Below are 20,356 nucleotides of genomic sequence, written 5' to 3' on the forward strand. Positions count from 1 at the left end.
TGCCGGCCGCGCCGATAACCTGCCTCCGATGCAGCGCCTCAAACTGAAGATCCAGCTCTACTGCGGCAACGAGATCGCGATGGGTCCCGGCAAGGCCGACCTGCTTGATGCGATTGACCGCGAAGGTTCCATTTCCGGCGCCGCGCGCGCCATGGACATGAGCTACCGCCGCGCGTGGCTGCTGGTCGACGCCATGAACCGCTGCTGGCGCGAACCCCTGGTCGAGACCGCTCCCGGCAAAGCCAAAGGCGGTGGAGCCAAACTGACAGCACTGGGCATTGCCGTTCTGCACCACTACCGGGCGCTGCAAAAACGCCTGCAAGGAAGCTCCGAATGCGCAGCTTATCTGGCCCTCGCCGAGGCGCTCCTGGCGGAACCGAAGGCAAGCCGTAAAGGTGACAGGACTTGAAATCGCACACGAATTGCCGCTGCGCAGAACTCGGCAACCTGGCAGTCATTGGCATAGGCTCTGAGCGAGACGAGGAAGTGCTCGGTTCGCTCGATCTTGTTGTCGAACACGGGGGCCTGCAATGGTGGCTCTACATGTCCCGGTGCAACCAATGCCAACAGTTCTGGATGATCGCGCAAGAAGAAAGAGTTCATGACAATTTCTGCCTGAAGCGCATTGATGCCGAGGATGCGGCACGGATCGTCACGGATGCTATCTGGCCTGAAGACTTTCTTGAGTTTGGCGCGGTGCTACGACTGGAACGTGAATGCGGACAGGTTGCACACTTCCTGGATCCGAACTGCCACGCATTGGTGGCCACCGCTCACGAGCTGAAACGTGAACGACCGGACATCACATCGGACGAAATTGGCTACTTGCTCGCCATAAGGCCATCGCATGCCGCCAGATTGCTGGCCCAGAAGCCTTGATAACTACCTAGCGCCCCACGGGCCCCTTCCACAGCACGCCGTCCTTCATCACCAGCGATACCTTGCGGATCGCGGTAATGTCGGTGAGCGGATTACCCTCGACCGCCACCAGATCGGCCAGCATTCCCGTCTTCACGCTGCCCAGCCGGTCACCGATGCCAAACATCTTCGCGTTGCCCGATGTCGCTGCGATTGCCACTTCGGCGGGCGTCATGCCCCCCTTCACCATCAGTTCGGCTTCCCGCGCGTTGTCGCCATGGGCGTAAACGCCGACGTCTCCGCCCATGCAGATGGCGACCCCGGCCTTGCGCGCCTTGGCGAGGGCCTCGAACCCCTCCTGCACGCCCTTGGGCACCGGCGCCTCACCATTCCATCCGCGATAGCGTGCAATCGCATCGCCTGCGGCAAGCGTCGGACAGAAGCCCACGCCCTTGGCCTTCATCGCCGCGAACACGTCAGGCGTCCCTTCGTCGCCATGCTCGATCGTGTCGACACCGGCTGCGACGGCACGACGCATCCCCTCTGCCGTGCTGGCGTGGGCGACAACCTGCCGTCCGGCACCGTGCGCAGCCTCCACCACAGTTTTAAGCTCCGCTTCCGTAAAGGTTGGCCTGCTCGGTTCGCCAGGTCCCCAGCGATAATCGGCATAGACCTTCACCAGGTCCGCCCCGGCGCCGATCTGCCGCCGCACGGCATTGATCAGGTCTGGCCCGCCAGCCTCCTCCGCACCAAGCGGCACCGTCACCCCCGGCTCGAACCCTCTGGGACCATAGCCCCCCGGCGCAACGATGGCGCGCGTCGCCACCAGCATGCGTGGCCCGGGCACGATTCCCTGCTCGATCGCCTGCTTTAATCCGACATCGGCATAGCCAGCGCCTTCGGTGCCGAGATCGCGCACCGTGGTGAAGCCCGCCATCAAGGTCACCCGCGCGTGAACCGTGGCGCGCGCCGTACGCAGCGCCAGAGACTCATGCAGGACCTGATCGTCCCACGGCCTTTCGTTGTAGGGGTGCAGGAACAGGTGCGAGTGCCCCTCGATCATGCCCGGCATCAAGGTGGTGCCTGGCAGCGCAATGACCGAAGCCTCGACTGGCGCGACAATGTCAGGACCGACCGCTTCTATGCGGTTGCCCCTTACCAGAACCGCCCAGCCCTTGCGCAGCACTGCGGTCTCACCGTCGAATACGGCGTCAGGCCGCAACAGGGTCAGCGCGTCGGAACGCTCGCCGGCAAACGAAGGAGCCGCAACGGTCAGCGTCAGGGCAGCAGCAAGAACCTGTAGGACAATCCGCATTCGCCATCCTTTCGAATGGCGCCATCATACCTGCGCAACAAGGAGCGGCAACAATCTGCGCCGTCCTTTTTCCTCAATCCGGGTTCAGGCCGCTTCCTCGTGCCGCAGTTCTGCAAGCTGCGCGTCGGTCCGAGGCAAAATACCCATGCCATTTATGGTCCGACGATCGAGATGCTGGAGCTGTATGTCAGGACTTTGGCGGGTAAGATCGCGCAAGTGTTGCACACGGATCACGGCCATCACGCAACCCAGCGTCGCGATCGATACGCCAAGACGCCACATGGCGAATTGCCCGCTCTGCACGGTCGACAGGAATTCGGCAAAGCACTGCCATACGGTCGCAGCGCCAAGCAGCTCGGTCGCGCGTTGGCGTGGCGCCGCCAATAGCAGGGAGCACGCGAGGAAGAACGAGCCGACACCGGCTGTCGTCACGCTGAGCTGGTCCGTCACATAACCGAAGCCGAGCGCAACCGCGCTGGCTACTGCCGCAACACGGGCGGTGCGGGAAATCTGACCAGGGGTCAGCATGTCGAGTGGGCTACGCATGCGCAGGATCATTGCCCAAGCCTCTCAACAATTCGTTACGGCACGAAAGGTCCAAAAATGATCTGAATAAATCCAAAAATTACAGTCCATAGCAGGACCGACAACGCCAGCGGCAGCCCGAGGCGAACCCAGCCCGAGGCACTTTCCGTTGGCGAATCACCCTCCGTCTGCCCGAATCGCCCGGCTATCAGCTCTTCCTGCAACTGATGGACAGGTGAACGAACCGGCGCGTCTTCTTGGCGCGCCGGTCGCGGCACCGCCAAGGTCGGCGCGATGTTCTCCGCAACACCTGAAGGCAGTTTGGCAGACAGTACCGGCGATCCCGACATGGTGGCTCCTCGGCAACACTCTGCCATGAGGCCACCAACGACAGCTCACCACAAACCTAGGGATTTACGCTTAGCCCCGTTGCGCCATTTCGAGCGGTTCGCCACGGACCGGGTAACCCAACCCGTCCGGGATCATTAGCCAGCGACGCCCCTCCCGCTCTTCCACAAACGGACTGATCGTGCCGATCGGTGTCGTCTCGGCATGATTGCGCGCTTCGTCGAAGTTGCCGAACAAAGCCAGGCGTTCAAGATTCCGTCGCGTCGGAAAGATGACCTTGATCTTGCCTTCTTCGGCAAGATCGAGCGCTTCGCGCGCACTTGCCCAGAAGAGGTGCCGGTTCTCGGTGGCATCAACCTCGATATCGACCGCCCCGGTGCCCAGATCAGCGAGATAGAAGCGGGTGTCGAAAATTCTTTCAGTCCTGTGTTTCGGCCACCAGCGAGCGAAGGGCACCAGCCGATCAATCTCAAGCTCCCAGCCAAACTCTGCCAGTACCGGCGCAAGATCACCGCCTGAGATCAGCATGCGTCGCGCTTCGGCCGCAAGCCTGCCATCGACCTCGCCCGAAATTCCAACCACCAGGCCGGTCTCTTCCAGGGTTTCGCGGACAGCAGCCACTCGCGCCGCCAGATCGCCTAGGTCTCCCCCAGCGCTCTGCCCCAGGCTTTCCGCCAGTGAAAAGTCCGATGGATCGATCTTGCCGCCTGGAAAGACGGTGGCGCCCCCTGCAAACTTCAGGCTGGCATTGCGCTCCACCATGAGAATCTGTGGCGCGCCACCGGCAGGAGCATGCCGAAAGATGATGACGGTTGCCGCCGGAGTGGTCTTGCTCAGCCAGTTTTCGGGCTCGATATCATGCGTTTCCATCCTGGCGATCATGTCCCGCCCGAGCGCGCTTGCCAAGTCTCGAGAAAGTGTCGGATCACTTTACATTCGCCGCTTCAGCCTGATGGTATCAGGCACAGAGAATCCCGAAAAACAGGCCCTTTCCGCAAACTGGCACGAAGAATGCTTAGGTCATCATGTCCCGAAGAGTAGCTTCTTCTCGAGGCGGAGCCAGTCCCCCCGGTCTCTATGGCTCCGCCTCTCCCGGGACCTCCCAGAAACCGGTAGAGCACAAAAAAAAGACGCGACCGGCATTGCCGACCGCGCCTCATGAAATGCCGAAGTCTCAGGGGATCAGGCGGCCTTGACGCCCGAATCTTCCATCAGCTGCTGCAATTCGCCAGCCTGGAACATCTCCATCATGATGTCCGATCCGCCCACGAACTCGCCCTTGACGTAGAGCTGCGGGATCGTCGGCCAGTCGGAGTAGGATTTGATGCCGCTGCGGATTTCCATGTCCTGCAGTACGTCAACCGAGGCGTATTCGACGCCCAGATGCTCGAGGATGGCAATGGCCTTGCTGGAGAAGCCGCACTGCGGAAACAGCGGCGTGCCCTTCATGAACAGGACGACGTCGTTGCCGTTGACGATTTCGGAGATGCGCTGCTCGGTCGACATGGTGGATGAGTTTCCTTTCCGCCCTCAGTTGGGAACGGCAGTGGTCAGTTGCAAGGCATGGAGCTCGCCGCCCATGCGCCCGCCAAGCGCATCATAGACCAGCTTGTGCTGCTTGACACGGCTCAGGCCGGCAAAGGCGGCAGACGTGACACGCGCGGCATAGTGATCGCCGTCGCCCGCAAGGTCCGTGATCTCGACCTCGGCGTCCGGCAAGGCCGCACGGATCATCGCCTCGATCTCGGCCGCAGGCATTGCCATCAGGCTTCGCCCATCAGCTGGCGGCGGGCGTCGACCTGCTTGGCTTCCATCGCCGCGCGGATTTCCGCTTCGTCGGTTTCGATGCCGGCCGAAACCAGATCGCCCAGCAGCTTGCGGATCACGTCCTCGTCACCGGCTTCCTCGAAATCGGCCTGCACGACCGACTTGGCATAAGCCTCGGTTTCGGCCGCATCGAGGCCCATGCGCTCAGCCGCCCAGGTGCCCAGCAGACGGTTGCGGCGGGCGTGGACGCGGAACATCATTTCCTCGTCACGGGCGAACTTGGCCTCAAAAGCCTTCTCGCGATCGTCGAACGTGGTCATCGGCCGGATATCCTTCGTAAAAGGGTTTCTCCAGCCGATAATCAGCGAGCGCGTTCCCTGCAAGGCATCACGAAAAGAAACACTGGGGCTCAGGCAGCGCGGAGTCAGATCCGCCCGCGGCGAATGTCGAGCAGCACGCCGCCTTCGCGGCTCACGTCGCAGGAGAAGCTGTCACCATTGCGAAGCGTGCCCGACACCCGATAGCCATCGCCATTGCGCGTGGCGTCGTAGACCTCGTCCACCTCGCCCTTCCGCTCGGCTTCGGTGACGCAGGTATCGACCGCGTCGTTCAACCCGCGCGAACCGACGCCTGCCCGGCTGTCGTCCCGCCAGTCATCGGGCTGCCCATCTCGCTGAACGTCTCGCGGGTCGTTGCGCCGATCCTCTTCGGGGCGATAGCGATAGCCATCATCCTCCCCGGAATTGCGCTTCTTCTCGGCCTTGCTCGCAGCGGTCGCGATTGCCGCAATGCCGCCGATGATCAGCAGCCCGGCCAGCACATCGCCGCCGTCGACGCCGCCGCGATCGCGGTGCCATCCGCGCCCGCCCCAGCCGCCGCGATCCCAGCGTCCATGCGCCTCGGCAGCAACCGGCAGTGCGGTCGTCGCCAGCGCAGCCAGCGCCATCGCAATCCTGGAAAAACGTCCCACCATGATCATCCCTTCACAACCGACCGCCTGCCCCGATCCATGGGCCAGCAGTCGGTGCCCGTCATTCTTGCAAGGCTAGGCGGCCCAGGCTTTCCGATGCCTGAACCGCCTGCCTTATTATGCTTCAGAGGCCGCGAATGCCGCTGTAGTCGAGGTCGACGACCCGGCCCCGTTCGAACTTGCACTTGAACGAACCGCTGTCATAGCCGCGCAGGGAATTGTTCCAGCCCCGATAGTCGCCACCCCAGCCGTTGCCGTAGTAGCGGTCGCCATCGCGCCAATCGCGACCGCGCGTGTTCACGGCGATGCGGCCGCGAACCTCATAGCCCCACCGCGTGTTCCGCACCTCGCGGACGTCGGTCACGTCGGCCCGGCCATAGCTGTAGCGGGCGGCGTTGCGCTCTGCAGTGCGCACGCACTGTTCGATCGCCTGGCGCGGGTTGCCACGGCCGTAGTAGCCATCGCGATAGCGCCCGTCGTTCCAGCCATCACGGCCCCGCCAGTCGTCGCCATAACCGTAGCGGTCATAGTCGCGGTTATTGTTGTTGCTTGCTGCAGCGGCGATCGCGGCAATGCCGCCGATCACCAGCGCACCTGCAATGATGTCGCCCCCGTCGATGCCGCCGCGATGGTCTCGGGCAACTGCGGGAGAGGCCGAAGACACCGCGACCGCAGCGGCGGCAGCAGTTCCGACCAGGGCCTTGGGCAAAGTCTTCATGGCTCAGATCCTTCAAAACGGCGGGCCTTTCCCGCCACGCATGAAGGATTGCCTGATTCGCCGTGATGGGACGCTGAACCACGCCGACAGCGATTGTTCATCAAAACAGCCCCTAAGATGAACGGGCCTGCTACCGTACTGCTTCGCTGTCCAGCCCCGTCCAGTAGGCCAGGAACGCCAGCACATCGGCGCCCGCACCAATCACCTTCTCCACCGGCTTGCCCGTCCCGTGCCCCGCGCGCGCCTCCACGCGCAACAGGCGCGGCCGCTCGCCGATCTCCGCGGCCTGCAGCGCAGCCACGTACTTGAAGCTGTGCGCTGGCACCACGCGGTCGTCATTGTCCGCAGTGGTCACGAGGATTGCGGGATAGGCCCTGCCCCCGTCTATATTGTGATAGGGTGAATAGCTGCGCAGCGTGTGCCAGTCTTCCTCCCGGTCAGGACGGCCATAATCATCCACCCAGAACCGGCCGGAGGTGAAGCGGTCAAACCGCAGCATGTCCATGACGCCCACGTCGGGATTGGCCGCAGCGAACAGATCGGGCCGCTGGTTCACGACCGCTCCCACCAGCAGCCCGCCATTGGATGCGCCCTGGATCGCAAGACCGCCCTTGGCCGCGATCCCCTCCTTCACGAGGTATTCGCCCGCAGCGATAAAATCGTCGAAGCTGTTCTGCTTCTTCTCGCGCCGTCCGGCCTCGTACCAGGAGCGCCCAAGCTCGCCGCCACCCCGGACGCTGGCCAGCGCGAACGCCCCGCCCGCCTCTAGCCAAGCCATGCGCACCGGCGAATAGCCCGGCGTCAGCGCAATGTCGAAACCGCCATAGCCATAAAGAAGGGTCGGCAAAGGCTTGCCTGCCGCCGCCAGCGCCTTCTTGCGAACGACATAGAGCGGCACCATCGTCCCGTCCTTCGAAGGGTACTGACGCTGCTCGACCAGATAATCAGCGGGATCGAACGCCATTCTCGGCACCGCAAACGGTGTTACCGTTCCCCTCTGCAGGTCCATGCGATAGATCGCAGGCGGCATGTTGAAGCTGGTAAACTGGTAGAATGTCTCCGGGTCGCCGGGTCGTCCGCCAAACCCGCTGGCCGTGCCGATCCCGTTCAGCGTTATCGCCTTGCCCGGCTTGCCCTTGCGATCGGTCATCACCGCCACCGTCTGGCCGTCCTTGAGATACGACAACAGGAAGCGGTCGCCGATCATCCGCGCCCCTTCCAGCGTATTGCCGCGCTCGGGCACGACCACGGTCCAGCCCTTCTTCGGGTGGGCCAGATCGATGCTGACCAGATGGTAATTGGCAGCGCTCCGGTCGGTCAGGAACCACAAGCGATCGCCGATGCCCGCCACCAGCTTCCAGTGATCTGCAATCTCGGGCACCAGCGGCTGCGCTTTCCATTCGCCCGACCTGCGCCCATCGAGCTGGATCAGATGCACCGCATTGCGCTTGTCGGTGCTGACTTCGCTCACCACCACGGCCCAGCGCCCGTCGCTCGTCACCAGTGCCTTGTGGCTCCATGCGGGGTTCTCTGGCGTTGCGTGGACCAGTTCATCGTGATCCTGCGCGGTGCCGACGCGGTGAAACCACACCGCCTTGTTGAAGCGCGGCGCCCGGGGATCATCGCCCGCCCGGGGTGCCGGAAAGCGCGAATAGAGGAAGCCCTCGTCGCCAACCCAGGCGATCTCCGTATCATTGGCCCACGCGATACGCTCGTCAAAGATGCGGCCGCTCGCGACATCCACCACGCGCAAGGTGCGCCAGTCGCTGCCGGCCTCCTGCTCGGCAAAGGCGACATACTTGCCGGATGGTGATGGCTCCCATTGGGCCAGCGCCAAGGACCCGTCCGCACTCCAGCCATTGGGATCGATCAGCAGGCGCTGCTTGCCCTCGACCCCCTTGCGCACCCACAATGCCGACTGGTTCTGCAAGCCTGCATTGCGCGTGTAGAAATAGCTTCGTCCAGCCTTGCGCGGCAGGCCATAGCGCTCGAAATCGAACAAGGCTCGGATACGACCGGCAAAGCGCTCACGGGCGGGTAGCCTCGCCAGATAATCCCCGCTCAAGGCATTCTGCTCTGCCACCCAGGAAGCGACCGCGCCATCCGTTCGCGGATCGGCTTCAAGCCAACGGAAAGGATCGGCAACGCGCTGCCCGAAAACCTGCTCGACCAGCGGATCGGCCCGGGTCGATGGATAAGCCGTCTTCGGAAGGACAAGCCTGGCATTACTGCTGCTGGGATTGGAACCTCCAGAGGCCTCCGGAAAGGCCACCTCGGAACTGTCCGCAACTGCAGGGCCTGCAGGCAGCACCGCCGCCAACAGAAGTGCGCCGCCCAACAGGCCGCGCGCAGACCTTGCCATCTCCCGCATCATCGTTAGCCAAGGCATAGCACAGCGCAACGATATGCGGGAGATGCCCTTCTTCCTCAGTCCGTGGCTTTTAACCCCGTCCAGTGCGCCAGAAACGCGTAGACGTCAGCCGTTTCCTCGATCAACTTCGAGATCGGCTTGCCCGACCCGTGTCCGGCGCGAGTCTCGATGCGGATCAGTTGCGGCTTCGGTCCAAGTCCGGCGGCCTGGAGCGCTGCTGCATACTTGAAGCTGTGCCCCGGCACCACGCGGTCGTCAGTGTCAGCCGTCGTCACCAGCACTGCCGGGTAGGGCGTGCCAGCCTTCACGTTGTGGTAGGGCGAATAGGCCCGCAGCACGCGCCAGTCTGCCTCGACATCAGGTCGGCCGTAATCGTCGGTCCAGTAACGCCCGGCGGTAAAGCGGTCGAAGCGCAACATGTCCATGACGCCCACCGCCGGATGCGCCGCCGCGAACAGGTCGGGCCGCTGGTTCACCACTGCGCCCACCAGCAGCCCGCCGTTCGAACCGCCTTCCACCGCAAGCCCCGTCTTGGGGGTCACGTTATTGGCAATCAGCCATTCGCCTGCCGAAATGAAATCGTCGAACACATTCTGCTTGCGTGCCCGCCGCCCGGCATCGTGCCAGGCATCGCCATATTCGCCGCCGCCACGCAGGTTCGCCACGGCATAGGCCCCGCCGCTCGACAACCACGCCATGCGTGCTGCCGAGTAGGCTGGCGGCAAGGAAATGTTGAAGCCGCCGTAGCCATAGAGGATCGTCGGCACCGGCCCCTTTGCGTCCTTGCGCCGGACCACGAAAATCGGGATCCTTGCGCCGTCCTTCGAGGGATAGAACACTTGCTCGACCTTGTAGTACTCGGGCGCGAAGTTCAGCGGCACCTTCTGCCATGGCGCCACTTTCCCGCTGACCGTATCGAAGCTGTAGACGGTTCCGGGGGTGGTGAAGCTGGTAAAGCCAAAGAATCCGGCCCGGTCCCCCGGCTTGCCGCTGAACCCGGTGATCGATCCGATCCCCGGCAGCGCCATCTCTCCGGCAGGAGTCCCGTCAAGGGCGTAGACCTTGATCAGCGATTTCACATCCTTCAGGTAATTGAGGTAGAGTTTGCCCCCGACGATCGCGGCCCCGTCGAGGTTCGCATCGCTTTGCTCGACCACCGTGGTCCAGACCGGCTCTGCCCCCGAAAGGTCGACCTTCATTACCTTCTTGAGCGGCGCGTCCTTGCTGGTCACGAACCACAGCGTGTCGCCTGTCGCGTCAAAGCAGTCCCACTGGGCGGTCATGTCGGGAACCAACGGGCGCAACTTCCAGTCAGCCTTGCCAATTGGCGCCACGAACACGGCCGAAAGGGGGTCGGTGCCTTCATGGCTGGTCACCACCAGCCAGCGCCCCTCGCCCTTGACCTGCGCCACATGTCCCCACTTCGGCTTGTCAGGGGTCGCAAAGACGGGCCGGTCCTCAGCCTGCGGCGTACCCAGCTTGTGATACCAAACGGTCTGGTTGTAATTCAGCGCCTGGAACGCCTCGCCCTCTTTGGGTGCCTCAAAGCGTGAATAGAGCACGCCGTCATTGCCGACCCATGCGATATCGCTGAACTTCACCCATTTGATCTCGTCCGCAAGGGCCTTCCCGTCGCCCGCGCCAACGAACTTCATCGTCCGCCAGTCCGATCCACCATCCTGCACGGTGTAGGCGAGCGTTGCCCCGTCCGGCGAAGGCTCCCAGGCGTCGAGCGCAGTCGCCCCATCCTTCGCCCAGCCATTGGGATCCAGCAGAACGCGCCCCTCAGGCGAGGCGGCATCCCGCACGACCAATTGCGCCTGGTTCATCAGACCCGAATTGTAGGTGTGAAACAGTCGGCCTCCTTCCTCGCGGGGAACGCCCCAGCGCGGATAGTCGAACAGCCCCTTGAGCTTCTTCTCGAACCCGGCCCGCTCCGGCAGGGCCTTGAGATAGCTATCGGTAAACCTGCTCTGGTCGTCGACCCACGCCGCAACCTTGCTGTCAACACGAACGTCCGCTTCCAGCCAGCGATAGGGATCGGCAACCTGTTCGCCGAAAAGGGTCTCGACCACCGACCCCCGGTCAGTCTCAGGGTAGTTCAAGGCTGTATCTCCGGCAAAGGCAGGTGCAGACAGGCTGACAGCCGCCACCGCAGTGGCGAACAGAATTTGGCGCATGGGCATGGGGGAGCTTTCCGGTGAATCATTCGGTTGCAGCCGAAACTAGCCAGCTTCCCGTCACGCACAAGCCCCGCGCACGAAAAACGGGCGGAGCCAGCGGCCCCGCCCGTCAATCTCGTCCGAAACGAAGCGCGAATTATGCGGCTTCGTATTCGTCTTCATCAGCCGTCATCACCGGGCCCGAGTCCTGGCCCTTGGCCGAGGTGTCACGGTCGACCAGTTCGATCACGGCGATCGGCGCGGCGTCCGAAGCGCGGAAACCGGCCTTGATGATGCGGGTGTAGCCACCGTTGCGATCGGCATAACGCTCGGCCAGAACGGTGAACAGCTTCTGCAGCTGGGCATCGTCAAGCAGACGGGCGTGGGCGAGACGGCGGTTCGAAAGGCCACCCTTCTTGCCGAGCGTGATCAGCTTTTCGATGTAGGGGCGCAGTTCGCGCGCCTTCGGCGTCGTCGTGGTGATCTGCTCGTGCTTGATCAGAGCCGCTGCCATGTTGCGCAGCATCGCGATGCGGTGGGCAGAGGTACGACCCAGCTTACGCTGGCCAAGTTTATGACGCATGGTATTTCCCTTCCGTTCGTAGGGGGGCCGTACGAGGTACCCCGATCCAGGCGGCAATTAGGGCTGCCGCCAAGTCACCCTTGAAAACAGGGCGCCCCGAAGGACGCCCCGAATTTCCTTAGCCGAGAAGCTCTTGCTCGAGCTTCTTGGCCATCTCTTCGATGTTCTCAGGCGGCCAGCCCGGGATGTCCATGCCGAGGCGCAGGCCCATCGACGAAAGGACTTCCTTGATCTCGTTGAGCGACTTGCGGCCGAAGTTCGGCGTGCGCAGCATCTCGGCTTCGGTCTTCTGGACCAGGTCGCCGATGTAGATGATGTTGTCGTTCTTGAGGCAGTTGGCCGAACGCACCGACAGCTCGAGCTCGTCGACCTTCTTGAGAAGGTAGCGGTTGAGCTGGTTGGCATCGCTCTCTTCCGGTGCATGGGCAGCGACGCCACCGGCAACCGAAGGAACGTGGCCGACCGGCACCTGGTCGTCGAAGTGGACGAACAGCGCGAGCTGGTCCTGAAGGATGCGCGCAGCATAGGCCACGGCGTCTTCCGGGGTGATCGTCCCATCGGTTTCGACCGTCAGGTTGAGCTTGTCGTAGTCAAGCTCCTGACCGATACGGGCGTTGTCGACCTTGTACGAAACCTGGCGGACCGGCGAGTACAGCGAGTCGACCGGGATCAGGCCGATCGGCGCGTCAACCGGACGGTTCGACACGGCGGGGACATAGCCCTTGCCGGTATCGACGGTCAGTTCCATGTTGAACGTCGCGCCTTCGTCGAGATTGCAGATCACGAGGTCCTTGTTCATGACCTCGATGTCGCCGGTGACGGCGATGTCGCCTGCCTTCACTTCGCCCGGACCAGTGGCCGAGAGCTGCAGACGCTTGGGGCCTTCGCCCTGCATCTTGAGGGCGATCTGCTTCACGTTGAGCACGATGTCGGTCACGTCTTCGCGGACGCCGGCGAGCGACGAGAATTCGTGAAGAACGTTCTCGATCTTGATCGAGGTGACCGCCGCGCCCTGAAGCGAGGAGAGCAGCACGCGACGCAGCGCGTTGCCGAGGGTGAGACCAAAGCCACGCTCAAGCGGTTCGGCGACGAATGTCGCGCGGCGCTTGGCGTCGTTGCCCGGCTTGATCTCGAGATTGTTGGGCTTCTTCAGTTCCTGCCAGTTCTTGATGTTGACAGTCATGGAATTCCCCTGGGGTTTGTGCGGGCTTTTGCCGGTTGCCGGGATGCTTAATTCCCGGCTCCGGTCGAGATATTGGGTGAAAGGGGCGCCGGTACCTGCGCCCCATCCACCATAGGCAGGATCAGACGCGACGACGCTTCGACGGACGAACGCCGTTGTGCGGGATCGGGGTCACGTCACGGATCGCCGTGATGGTGAAGCCGACCGCCTGAAGGGCGCGAAGGGCGCTCTCGCGGCCCGAACCGGGACCCTTGACTTCAACTTCGAGGGTGCGGACGCCGTGTTCCGCAGCCTTCTTGCCGGCATCGTCAGCAGCGACCTGCGCTGCGTACGGGGTCGACTTGCGGCTACCCTTGAAGCCCATCATGCCGGCCGACGACCACGAAATGGCGTTGCCCTGAGCATCGGTGATGGTGATCATGGTGTTGTTGAAGCTGGCGTTTACGTGCGCAACACCACTGGTGATGTTCTTGCGCTCGCGGCGCTTAATGCGCTGAGGTTCGCGTGCCATGGTAAATATCCTCGAGAAACTTTGGACGGAAGAAGGATCTGTTCAGATCTTACTTCTTCTTGCCGGCGATCGGCTTGGCCTTGCCCTTGCGGGTGCGGGCGTTGGTGTGAGTGCGCTGACCGCGGACCGGCAGGCCCTTGCGGTGACGCAGACCACGATAGCACGCGAGGTCCATGAGGCGCTTGATGTTCATCGCCACTTCGCGGCGAAGATCGCCTTCCACGGTGTGCTCGGCGTCGATCGTTTCGCGGATCTGAAGGATCTCTGCGTCCGAAAGGTCGGCCACGCGGCGGGTGTGTTCAATACCCAGCTTGTCGGCGATCTGCTTGGCCTTGTGTGCGCCAATGCCATGGATGTAGGTCAGCGCGATGATCACGCGCTTGTTGGTGGGGATGTTGACCCCGGCAATACGAGCCACTTGCTTCTCCGTTTGCTCCACAGGCCGCGCGAATCGCTCGCGCCGCCTATCTCATCGCGAAAACTCACTCGGGAAATCCCGGATTTCTGCATGGTTTCAGGATCTTGATCCTGATTGTGCAGACGTTGCCCGGAAATGAGTGAAAGGCGCGATTAGGCGGTTTCGACTGCAACGTCAACCGTTACGCAAGCACAAAAGGCGGACTGCGCGCCGTTCGTGGCACGGTCCTGCTCCGATATGGTGAAACATACTGCAAATCTGCGCTGGCGTCAAAACTACACGACCGTGCCTGGGTCCGCCTCGCCTCCTGACAGCGCGATTGCACGGCGAGCGAACTCATATTAGATGTTTCATTCTAAATATATAATGGAGAAGATTGGATGCCTGCAACCCCCATGCCCGCACTGGCTCGGCTCGCATTGCTCGTGCCGCTGACCCTGCTGCTTTCGGCATTCCACGGCTTCGTCGGCTGGCACAAGGTCTTCTCCTCCCGCGAGGAACTGATGCGCCATACGGCTTGGACCGTGCATCTGCCGGAATGGCTCGGACGCCTTGTCGGGATCACCGAGCTTGCGCTTACGCTCCTGCTGCTGCTGGCACTGTTCCGGCCGGGGTACAGCCGGATCGGCATGATGGCAGCATATGGTTTCATCGCGCTCGAACTGGTCTCGACCGTAACCCATCAACTCGCGCAGGACGGCGCGTCGCTCGTCCAGAACCTGCTGTCGATCTTTATAACGGCCGTCGTCGCATGGCTGTTTGCGCAAAGGGCTGCGGCCGCTAGATAGCGAAGCGTTACGGCGCCGACTGGGCGGCCGTCCCTCCAGCGTCGGATATCGCCATCACCACTCGCCTGCGCATCGCCGCATCGCTCGACTATGCCATGGCTGGCCCCGCTCCGGTGCTGATGCAGATCGGCGTTGCGGACTTGGCGGGACAGCGCCTGCTCGAAACCCGTTGCATCACCACGCCCGGCATCGCCCACACCGTCCCCGGGCATGACGGCCTGGGCGAGCGCCTCTGGCTCGAGCCGCAAACGCGGTTCGAGGTATCCTACAACGTCACCGTCGAGATCGACCGCCAGCCCCTGCCGCTGGCCAATCTTGCCGCCGACAGCCTCACTGCCCTGCCCGGCGAAGTGCTCGAATACCTGTTTCCCTCGCGCTACTGCCCGGTCGACACGATGCACGCCGCCGCGGTCGACATGTTTGGCCACTTGACTGGCGGTGCGGCGGTAGAGGCCGTGCGCGACTGGATCACCACCCACCTCGCCTATGTCCCCGGCGCGAGCCACGGCGGCACCACCGCGCTCGACACCTTCCACGCCCGCGAAGGCGTCTGCCGCGACTACGCCCACCTCCTGATCGCGCTGGTGCGCAGCCTTGGCATCCCGGCCCGAATGGTCAGCGCCTACAGCCCCGACGTCACCCCGCAAGACTTCCACGCCCTCGCCCAGGTCTGGCTGGCGGGAGACTGGCACCTCGTCGATGCCACGGGCATGGCCGACCCTGCGACGACCGCGATCATCGGTGTAGGCCGCGACGCAGCGGACATCGCGTTTCTGACGATCTTCGGGGCAGCGACGCTGAATGCGCAGGTTGTTGAGGTGACATTGCAGGACTGACGGACGCGACGCTCAACTCTGCCCGATGCTAAAATCTACCGTCACCCCGGGCCCCGACCCGGGGTCCCGCTTCTTCGGCCCTCGCTTCTGCGGTGCGAGTGACCGGCCGAGCCGCTCTTCCATCTGTGCGAGCCATTCGGGTGAGCCGATCGGGCGGCCGATGCTCTCCGCCCTGCGCAGGGCGGCATAGGTAAGCTCCTCGTCGAACGCTTCACCCAGGAATGCGGCGAAGTTGCCCACCCGCTCCAGCGCCGGGGCAACGGTGACGACGTGGTCGTCCTGCCCTGAAAGCAGGGCACGGGTGCTCGACCAGCGCCAGTCATAAGCCTTGGCCACAAGCCTTGCCCGGACCGGGTTCAGCGCGATGTAGCGCAGGGCGGTGACAAAGTGCGCCTCGTCCATGGCCACCGATCCGAAGCGGCCCTGCCAGAGATGGCCGGTCGACCGGCGCCTTGCATTGACGAAGCCGGTATAGCGCCGGTGCACATCTCCCAGCGTCCGTCAAAGGCCATCGGCGTCGGATGGCACCAGCACGAGATGGACAAAGGGGGAGTCGTTCCTTTTATCTTGCTTTCGCTAAATCGCGCCATTTATCGCCCCTTCGTCAATGAACTCGGGACCGATCATGTCAGCGAGCCAGACCTGATCATTGCCAAGATAGAAGGGCACGCCGGCTCGATACGCGTCGCCCGCCCTCACGCTGAGGATCACTGGCTTTCCGGCTTTGCGCTTGCCAACTTGCTCGGCGGTCGCCGTGTCCGCAGACAGGTGGACGTACTGTCGCCCCATGGGCCGTAGCCCACTTTCCTTGATCAAAGCGACCGTCGCCGGGGCCGTGCCGTGATACAGAACGGCAGGGGGCTGAGCCGCTTCTTTCGAGAGCTTATGAGGCACAGAGTGCCCATAAAGCGCGCGGATTTTACCGTCGCGCAGTTCGTGGCGCTTCTTTTCCGACTGCTCGATCATCTGCGCCAGATCGGCTTCGCTCAGGCTAGCCCATGTCGGCTTTTCGACCCGCACCGCCGCGAGCAGCCCATCCACGGAGACCCAGCCCGCGTCGTCCAGCTCCAACTCGTAGAGCCAAGGTTCGTGGCGCAGCGCATGCGAGACGACGCGGCTAAGGTCACTCAACATCAACGCCCTAGCCTTCGAACTCTGGCTCTCGGATTGTGCTGCGCGCAGCCATGCCGCGAAGGATGGATATCCTGCCCGTTCTTCCCAGCCAGGGGCAGCGAAGTCATGGACGATCCGAACCTCGAGAGGAGCATCCTCAATTACGGTGACACTTTACTAAATACACCGATCCCGCCCCCTCAAATCCGCTCCGCCTGCGCCACCGCCTCGCTCGCCCGCAACGCGCTGATAATCCGCGTCAGATGCGCCAGATCGCGCACCTCAAGGTCCACCTCATAAGTATGAAACGGGTTCTCCCGCTGCGTCATCTCGAGGTTGACCACGTTGGCGTGGTTCTTCGCGAAAATCCCCGCCATCTCTGCCAGCGTCCCCGGTCGGTTATACAACTCAGCACGCAGCCGCCCGATTGCACCGTCGGTGCGGGCGTCCCATGACAGGTCGATCCAGTCGGCATCGACGCCGTCTGCCAGCTTCATGCAGTCGATCGCGTGGACTTCCACGCCCTTGCCGGGGCGGCGCAGGCCGACGATGCGGTCTCCCGGCACGGGGTGGCAGCAGTCGGCCAGCTTGAAGGCCATGCCCGGCGTGAGGCCCCGCACCGCAATCGCGCGCTTCTGGCTCGGCCAGTTCTCTTCGGGAATGTTGGCGGCGCTTCCGGGCACCAGCGCTTCCATCACCTGCCGGTCATCCAGCTTGGCCGAGCCGATGGCGAACATGAAGTCTTCCTCGCCCGCCAGCTTCAGCCGCTTGAGCGCATCGTTCAGCGCCTTCTTGCCGATCTTGGTCGGCAGCCGCTCGACGATCTCCTCATAGAGCTTGCGCCCGATCGCGGCGACTTCGGCGCGCTCCTTCTGGCGCACGAAACGGCGGATCGCGGCCCGCGCCTTGCCGGTGACGACAAAGCCCAGCCACGATAGCTGCGGCTCGGACGTGCGGCTCTTGATGATCTCCACCACGTCGCCATTGCCGAGCGGCGTGCGCAGCGGCACGTGCCGACCATTGATCTTCGCACCCACCGCCTGCGCGCCTAGCTTGGTGTGGACGGCAAAGGCAAAGTCGATCGGCGTCGCCCCCTTGGGCAACTGGAACAGCGCCCCCTTCGGCGTGAAGGCGAAGATGCGATCCTGGTAGATCGCCATCTTGGTGTTCTCGAGCAGTTCCTCGGCGTCGTGGCTGGATTCGAGGATTTCGATCAGGTCGCGCAGCCAGCCCACCTGCCCATCGGGCGTGCCGCCCTGCTTGTAGGCCCAATGCGCGGCAAGGCCGAACTCGTTGCGCTCGTGCATCTCGTGCGTCTTGATCTGCACTTCCACGCGCATAGCGTTGGAATAGATCAGCGCCGTGTGCAGCGAACGATAGCCGTTCATCTTCGGCGTCGAGATGTAGTCCTTGAACCGCCCCGGGATCATCTGCCATTCGCGGTGCAGGATGCCCAGCGCCTTGTAGCAGTCGTCCTCGTTGTCGGTCAGGACGCGGAAGGCCATGATGTCGGTGATCTGCTCGAACGACACGTGCCGCTCGGCCATCTTGCGCCAGATCGAATAGGGGTGCTTCTCGCGCCCCGAAACCTCGACGCGCAGGCCGGCCTCGGCCAGTGCCTGCTTGATCTCCAGCGCGATGGCATCGACCTGGGCGCCTTCCTCGCTGCGGATCGCCGCCAGCCTGCCGGTGATCGTGGCATAGGCTTCGGGCTCAAGCTGCTCGAAAGCCAGCAGCTGCATCTCGCGCATGTATTCGTACATGCCCACCCGCTCGGCCAGCGGGGCATAGATATCCATGGTCTCGCGCGCGATGCGCCGCCGCTTTTCCTCGCTCTTGATGTAGTGGAGCGTGCGCATGTTGTGCATGCGGTCGGCCAGCTTCACCAGCAGGACGCGCAAGTCCTCGCTCATCGCCAGCAGGAACTTGCGCAGGTTCTCTGCAGCGCGCTCGCTCTCGCTCATCGTCTCGATCTTCGAGAGCTTGGTTACGCCATCGACCAGCCGCGCCACGTCCGGCCCGAACAGGCGCTCGATCTCGTCCACGGTGGCAAGCGTATCCTCCACCGTATCGTGGAGCAGCGCAGTGATGATCGTGTCCTGATCGAGCTTGAGCTCGGTCATCAGGCCGGCCACCTCCACGGGATGCGAGAAGTACGGGTCCCCGCTCGCCCGCTTCTGGGTGCCGTGCTTCTGCACGGTATAGACATAGGCACGGTTGAGCATCGCCTCGTCCGCATCGGGATCATAGGCAAGCACACGTTCGACAAGTTCGTACTGGCGGAGCATCTGTGCCCTAAATGGCGGCATCGGAGCGGTTCCCGCAAGGGGGAAAGCCGCATGAATGCAATCGTATTGGTCGATCAGCCGATGATCGGCTCGGTTCCGGCACTTTCCGGCAACAGTCCTGCGACGCGGGGGTCAGGAAAGATTTCAACGTGCCGTGCATAGGGCGCAAAGCCCTGTCCCATGTAGAACCCCAGGGCGCGTGGATCGTCGAGCGTGCAGGTGTGTACCCACACCCGCTCAACGCCGGGCACCCAGGCCATCTGCAGCGCCCGCCGCATCAACCACTTGCCAAGGCCCTTGCCGGTCGCTCCGGGGATCAGTCCGAAGAACGCTATCTCGCACGTCCTGGCCGCACGGAAGTCCAGCTCCAGCATGCCGACCTCGACCCGCGCCCTGTCCACCACGGCATGGACCTGCACCTGCGGATCGTGAATGATCGCCGCCAGTTCCGCGTCCGACATGGCCAGCCGCGACCACCACAGCCAGGGCTCACCCACGCGACGATAGAGCAGCCGGTATTTCTCGGGCGCGCAGTCCTTCCAGCGCACCAGTTGCACCGGAACGTCGCCTTCGGGCACCAGCCGACGCAAGCCCGCCGGCGGCTGGCGCATTTCGAGCGAGGTCACGACGCAGGCCAGATCGCCTGGCGCAACGTTGTGGAACCCAAGGGCCAGCGCCGGGCCTTCCGCCTCGATCACGTCAGCTCCAGACGGCTTCCGGTGGCAGGCTCATCAGGATGGCATCGATGTTCCCGCCGGTCTTGAGACCGAACAGCGTACCCCTGTCCCACACCAGATTGAACTCGGCATAGCGACCGCGATATTCGAGCTGGGTCAGCTTCTCTGCCGGCGAGTAGTCCATTCCCATCCGCTTCCTCACCAGACGCGGGAAGACGTTGATGAACGCCTCGCCCACATCGCGCGTGAAGGCGAAGTTGGCTTCGAATGCGGCATCGTCAGCACATTCGAGGTGGTCGTAGAAAATGCCCCCAACGCCGCGATGGACCTTGCGGTGCGGGATCCAGAAGTAGTCATCCGCCCACCTCTTGAACTTCGGGTAGTATTCCGGATCGTGCTTGTCGCAGGCCGCCTTGTACTCGGCGTGGAACTCGGCCGTGTCTTCCTCATAGGGGATCGGCGGGTTGAGATCGCCGCCACCGCCGAACCACGCCTTGCTGGTCGTCAGGAAGCGCGTGTTCATGTGGACCGCCGGCACGTGCGGATTGCGCATGTGCGCCACCAGGCTGATCCCCGTCGCAGTGAAGCCAGGCGCCTCTGCGCTCGCCCCGTTGACCGATCCGGCGAAGTCCTTCGAGAACTCGCCCTGCACCGTCGAGACGTTGACGCCGACCTTCTCGAACACCTTGCCCTTCATCAGGCCCTGCACACCGCCGCCGCCGTTTTCGACAGCTTCGCCGTCATGCTCCCGGTTCCACGGCGTATAGGCAAACGACGCATCCGACCCCGCTTCGCGCTCGATCGCCTCGAACTCCGCGCAGATCCGGTCACGCAAGCTCTCGAACCAGGCGCGGGCGCGGGTGGTGTGGGTCGTCCAGTCGGTCATGCATTCCCCCAAAGGTCTGTCATGGCGACTTGCCAAGGG

The 20,356-nt window shown here is 63.3% G+C and carries 24 protein-coding genes; 4 read left to right on the forward strand and 20 right to left on the reverse strand.

The window, feature by feature from the left end; translation table 11 throughout:
- Positions 1–28: 28 nt before the first annotated feature.
- Positions 29–409: a winged helix-turn-helix domain-containing protein gene (locus tag AC3WLM_RS03170; RefSeq protein WP_492478083.1), complete on the forward strand. Its 381-nt coding sequence runs from the start codon at positions 29–31 to the stop codon at positions 407–409.
- A complete protein-coding gene (locus AC3WLM_RS03175) occupies positions 406–879 on the forward strand; it encodes a hypothetical protein (RefSeq protein ID WP_492476578.1) in 474 nt (157 codons plus the stop codon). The genes AC3WLM_RS03170 and AC3WLM_RS03175 overlap by 4 nt, the downstream gene beginning before the upstream one ends.
- 7 nt (positions 880–886) lie before the next feature.
- Here AC3WLM_RS03175 and AC3WLM_RS03180 read toward each other — a convergent pair whose 3' ends face one another.
- The 15 genes from AC3WLM_RS03180 to rpsM form a co-directional block, all read right to left on the reverse strand.
- Positions 887–2,173 (reverse strand): metal-dependent hydrolase family protein, encoded by a 1,287-nt coding sequence (locus AC3WLM_RS03180; RefSeq protein ID WP_492476579.1) that lies wholly within the window; start codon positions 2,171–2,173, stop codon positions 887–889.
- An 84-nt stretch (positions 2,174–2,257) separates the two neighbouring features.
- Entirely contained in the window at positions 2,258–2,731 is a 474-nt protein-coding gene (locus AC3WLM_RS03185) for a hypothetical protein (protein WP_492476580.1), read from the reverse strand.
- A 23-nt stretch (positions 2,732–2,754) separates the two neighbouring features.
- A complete protein-coding gene (locus AC3WLM_RS03190) occupies positions 2,755–3,048 on the reverse strand; it encodes a hypothetical protein (protein ID WP_492476581.1) in 294 nt (97 codons plus the stop codon).
- 70 nt (positions 3,049–3,118) lie between these two features.
- Positions 3,119–3,916, reverse strand: a complete 798-nt coding sequence (locus AC3WLM_RS03195; RefSeq protein ID WP_052242485.1) for an NUDIX hydrolase — start codon at positions 3,914–3,916, stop codon at positions 3,119–3,121.
- Positions 3,917–4,228: 312 nt separating this feature from the next.
- Positions 4,229–4,552 (reverse strand): Grx4 family monothiol glutaredoxin, encoded by a 324-nt coding sequence (grxD, locus tag AC3WLM_RS03200; protein WP_039335195.1) that lies wholly within the window; start codon positions 4,550–4,552, stop codon positions 4,229–4,231.
- 24 nt (positions 4,553–4,576) lie between these two features.
- Entirely contained in the window at positions 4,577–4,810 is a 234-nt protein-coding gene (locus AC3WLM_RS03205) for a BolA family protein (RefSeq protein ID WP_039335197.1), read from the reverse strand.
- Positions 4,810–5,133, reverse strand: a complete 324-nt coding sequence (locus AC3WLM_RS03210) for a DUF1476 domain-containing protein (protein WP_039335200.1) — start codon at positions 5,131–5,133, stop codon at positions 4,810–4,812. Before AC3WLM_RS03210 ends, AC3WLM_RS03205 begins: the two co-directional genes overlap by 1 nt.
- Positions 5,134–5,237: 104 nt before the next feature.
- Positions 5,238–5,792 (reverse strand): hypothetical protein, encoded by a 555-nt coding sequence (locus AC3WLM_RS03215; RefSeq protein ID WP_492476582.1) that lies wholly within the window; start codon positions 5,790–5,792, stop codon positions 5,238–5,240.
- 115 nt (positions 5,793–5,907) lie between these two features.
- Positions 5,908–6,501, reverse strand: a complete 594-nt coding sequence (locus tag AC3WLM_RS03220; protein ID WP_039335203.1) for a hypothetical protein — start codon at positions 6,499–6,501, stop codon at positions 5,908–5,910.
- Between the two features lie 130 nt (positions 6,502–6,631).
- The gene (locus AC3WLM_RS03225; protein ID WP_492476583.1) at positions 6,632–8,863 is read right to left on the reverse strand and encodes a prolyl oligopeptidase family serine peptidase; all 2,232 of its coding nucleotides are present in this window, start codon (positions 8,861–8,863) and stop codon (positions 6,632–6,634) included.
- 65 nt (positions 8,864–8,928) lie between these two features.
- On the reverse strand, positions 8,929–11,058 hold the full coding sequence (locus tag AC3WLM_RS03230; protein WP_492476584.1) for a prolyl oligopeptidase family serine peptidase: 2,130 nt from the start codon (positions 11,056–11,058) through the stop codon (positions 8,929–8,931).
- 133 nt (positions 11,059–11,191) lie between these two features.
- Positions 11,192–11,617 carry a 50S ribosomal protein L17 gene (gene rplQ / locus AC3WLM_RS03235; RefSeq protein ID WP_039335208.1) on the reverse strand — a complete coding sequence of 142 codons (426 nt, stop codon included), beginning with the start codon at positions 11,615–11,617 and terminating at the stop codon, positions 11,192–11,194.
- Between the two features lie 118 nt (positions 11,618–11,735).
- Complete coding sequence (locus tag AC3WLM_RS03240; protein ID WP_039335210.1) at positions 11,736–12,800, reverse strand: DNA-directed RNA polymerase subunit alpha; 1,065 nt, start codon at positions 12,798–12,800, stop codon at positions 11,736–11,738.
- A gap of 121 nt (positions 12,801–12,921) precedes the next feature.
- Positions 12,922–13,311, reverse strand: coding sequence for a 30S ribosomal protein S11 (gene rpsK / locus AC3WLM_RS03245; protein ID WP_008065643.1), 390 nt, complete (start codon positions 13,309–13,311; stop codon positions 12,922–12,924).
- Between the two features lie 49 nt (positions 13,312–13,360).
- A complete protein-coding gene (rpsM, locus tag AC3WLM_RS03250) occupies positions 13,361–13,729 on the reverse strand; it encodes a 30S ribosomal protein S13 (RefSeq protein ID WP_039335281.1) in 369 nt (122 codons plus the stop codon).
- A gap of 380 nt (positions 13,730–14,109) precedes the next feature.
- Here rpsM and AC3WLM_RS03255 point away from each other — a divergent pair, with 380 nt between their 5' ends.
- Together AC3WLM_RS03255 and AC3WLM_RS03260 are read left to right on the forward strand one after the other, a co-directional pair.
- Positions 14,110–14,517, forward strand: coding sequence for a DoxX family protein (locus AC3WLM_RS03255; protein ID WP_082734488.1), 408 nt, complete (start codon positions 14,110–14,112; stop codon positions 14,515–14,517).
- Between the two features lie 95 nt (positions 14,518–14,612).
- A complete protein-coding gene (locus tag AC3WLM_RS03260) occupies positions 14,613–15,353 on the forward strand; it encodes a transglutaminase-like domain-containing protein (RefSeq protein ID WP_062343594.1) in 741 nt (246 codons plus the stop codon).
- Positions 15,354–15,365: 12 nt separating this feature from the next.
- Here the strand turns inward: AC3WLM_RS03260 and AC3WLM_RS03265 are convergent, their stop codons facing one another.
- The 5 genes from AC3WLM_RS03265 to hemF form a co-directional block, all read right to left on the reverse strand.
- Positions 15,366–15,839 carry a transposase gene (locus tag AC3WLM_RS03265; RefSeq protein ID WP_492476585.1) on the reverse strand — a complete coding sequence of 158 codons (474 nt, stop codon included), beginning with the start codon at positions 15,837–15,839 and terminating at the stop codon, positions 15,366–15,368.
- Positions 15,840–15,929: 90 nt separating this feature from the next.
- The gene (locus tag AC3WLM_RS03270) at positions 15,930–16,487 is read right to left on the reverse strand and encodes an RNA 2'-phosphotransferase (protein ID WP_062343664.1); all 558 of its coding nucleotides are present in this window, start codon (positions 16,485–16,487) and stop codon (positions 15,930–15,932) included.
- A 179-nt stretch (positions 16,488–16,666) separates the two neighbouring features.
- Positions 16,667–18,754 (reverse strand): RelA/SpoT family protein, encoded by a 2,088-nt coding sequence (locus tag AC3WLM_RS03275; protein WP_039335221.1) that lies wholly within the window; start codon positions 18,752–18,754, stop codon positions 16,667–16,669.
- Between the two features lie 74 nt (positions 18,755–18,828).
- A complete protein-coding gene (locus AC3WLM_RS03280; protein ID WP_492478084.1) occupies positions 18,829–19,365 on the reverse strand; it encodes a GNAT family N-acetyltransferase in 537 nt (178 codons plus the stop codon).
- Between the two features lie 88 nt (positions 19,366–19,453).
- Positions 19,454–20,317 (reverse strand): oxygen-dependent coproporphyrinogen oxidase, encoded by an 864-nt coding sequence (gene hemF / locus AC3WLM_RS03285; protein ID WP_039335223.1) that lies wholly within the window; start codon positions 20,315–20,317, stop codon positions 19,454–19,456.
- Positions 20,318–20,356 lie beyond the last annotated feature (39 nt).

The organism is Novosphingobium sp. FW305-C-30-35 (genome assembly GCF_058783135.1).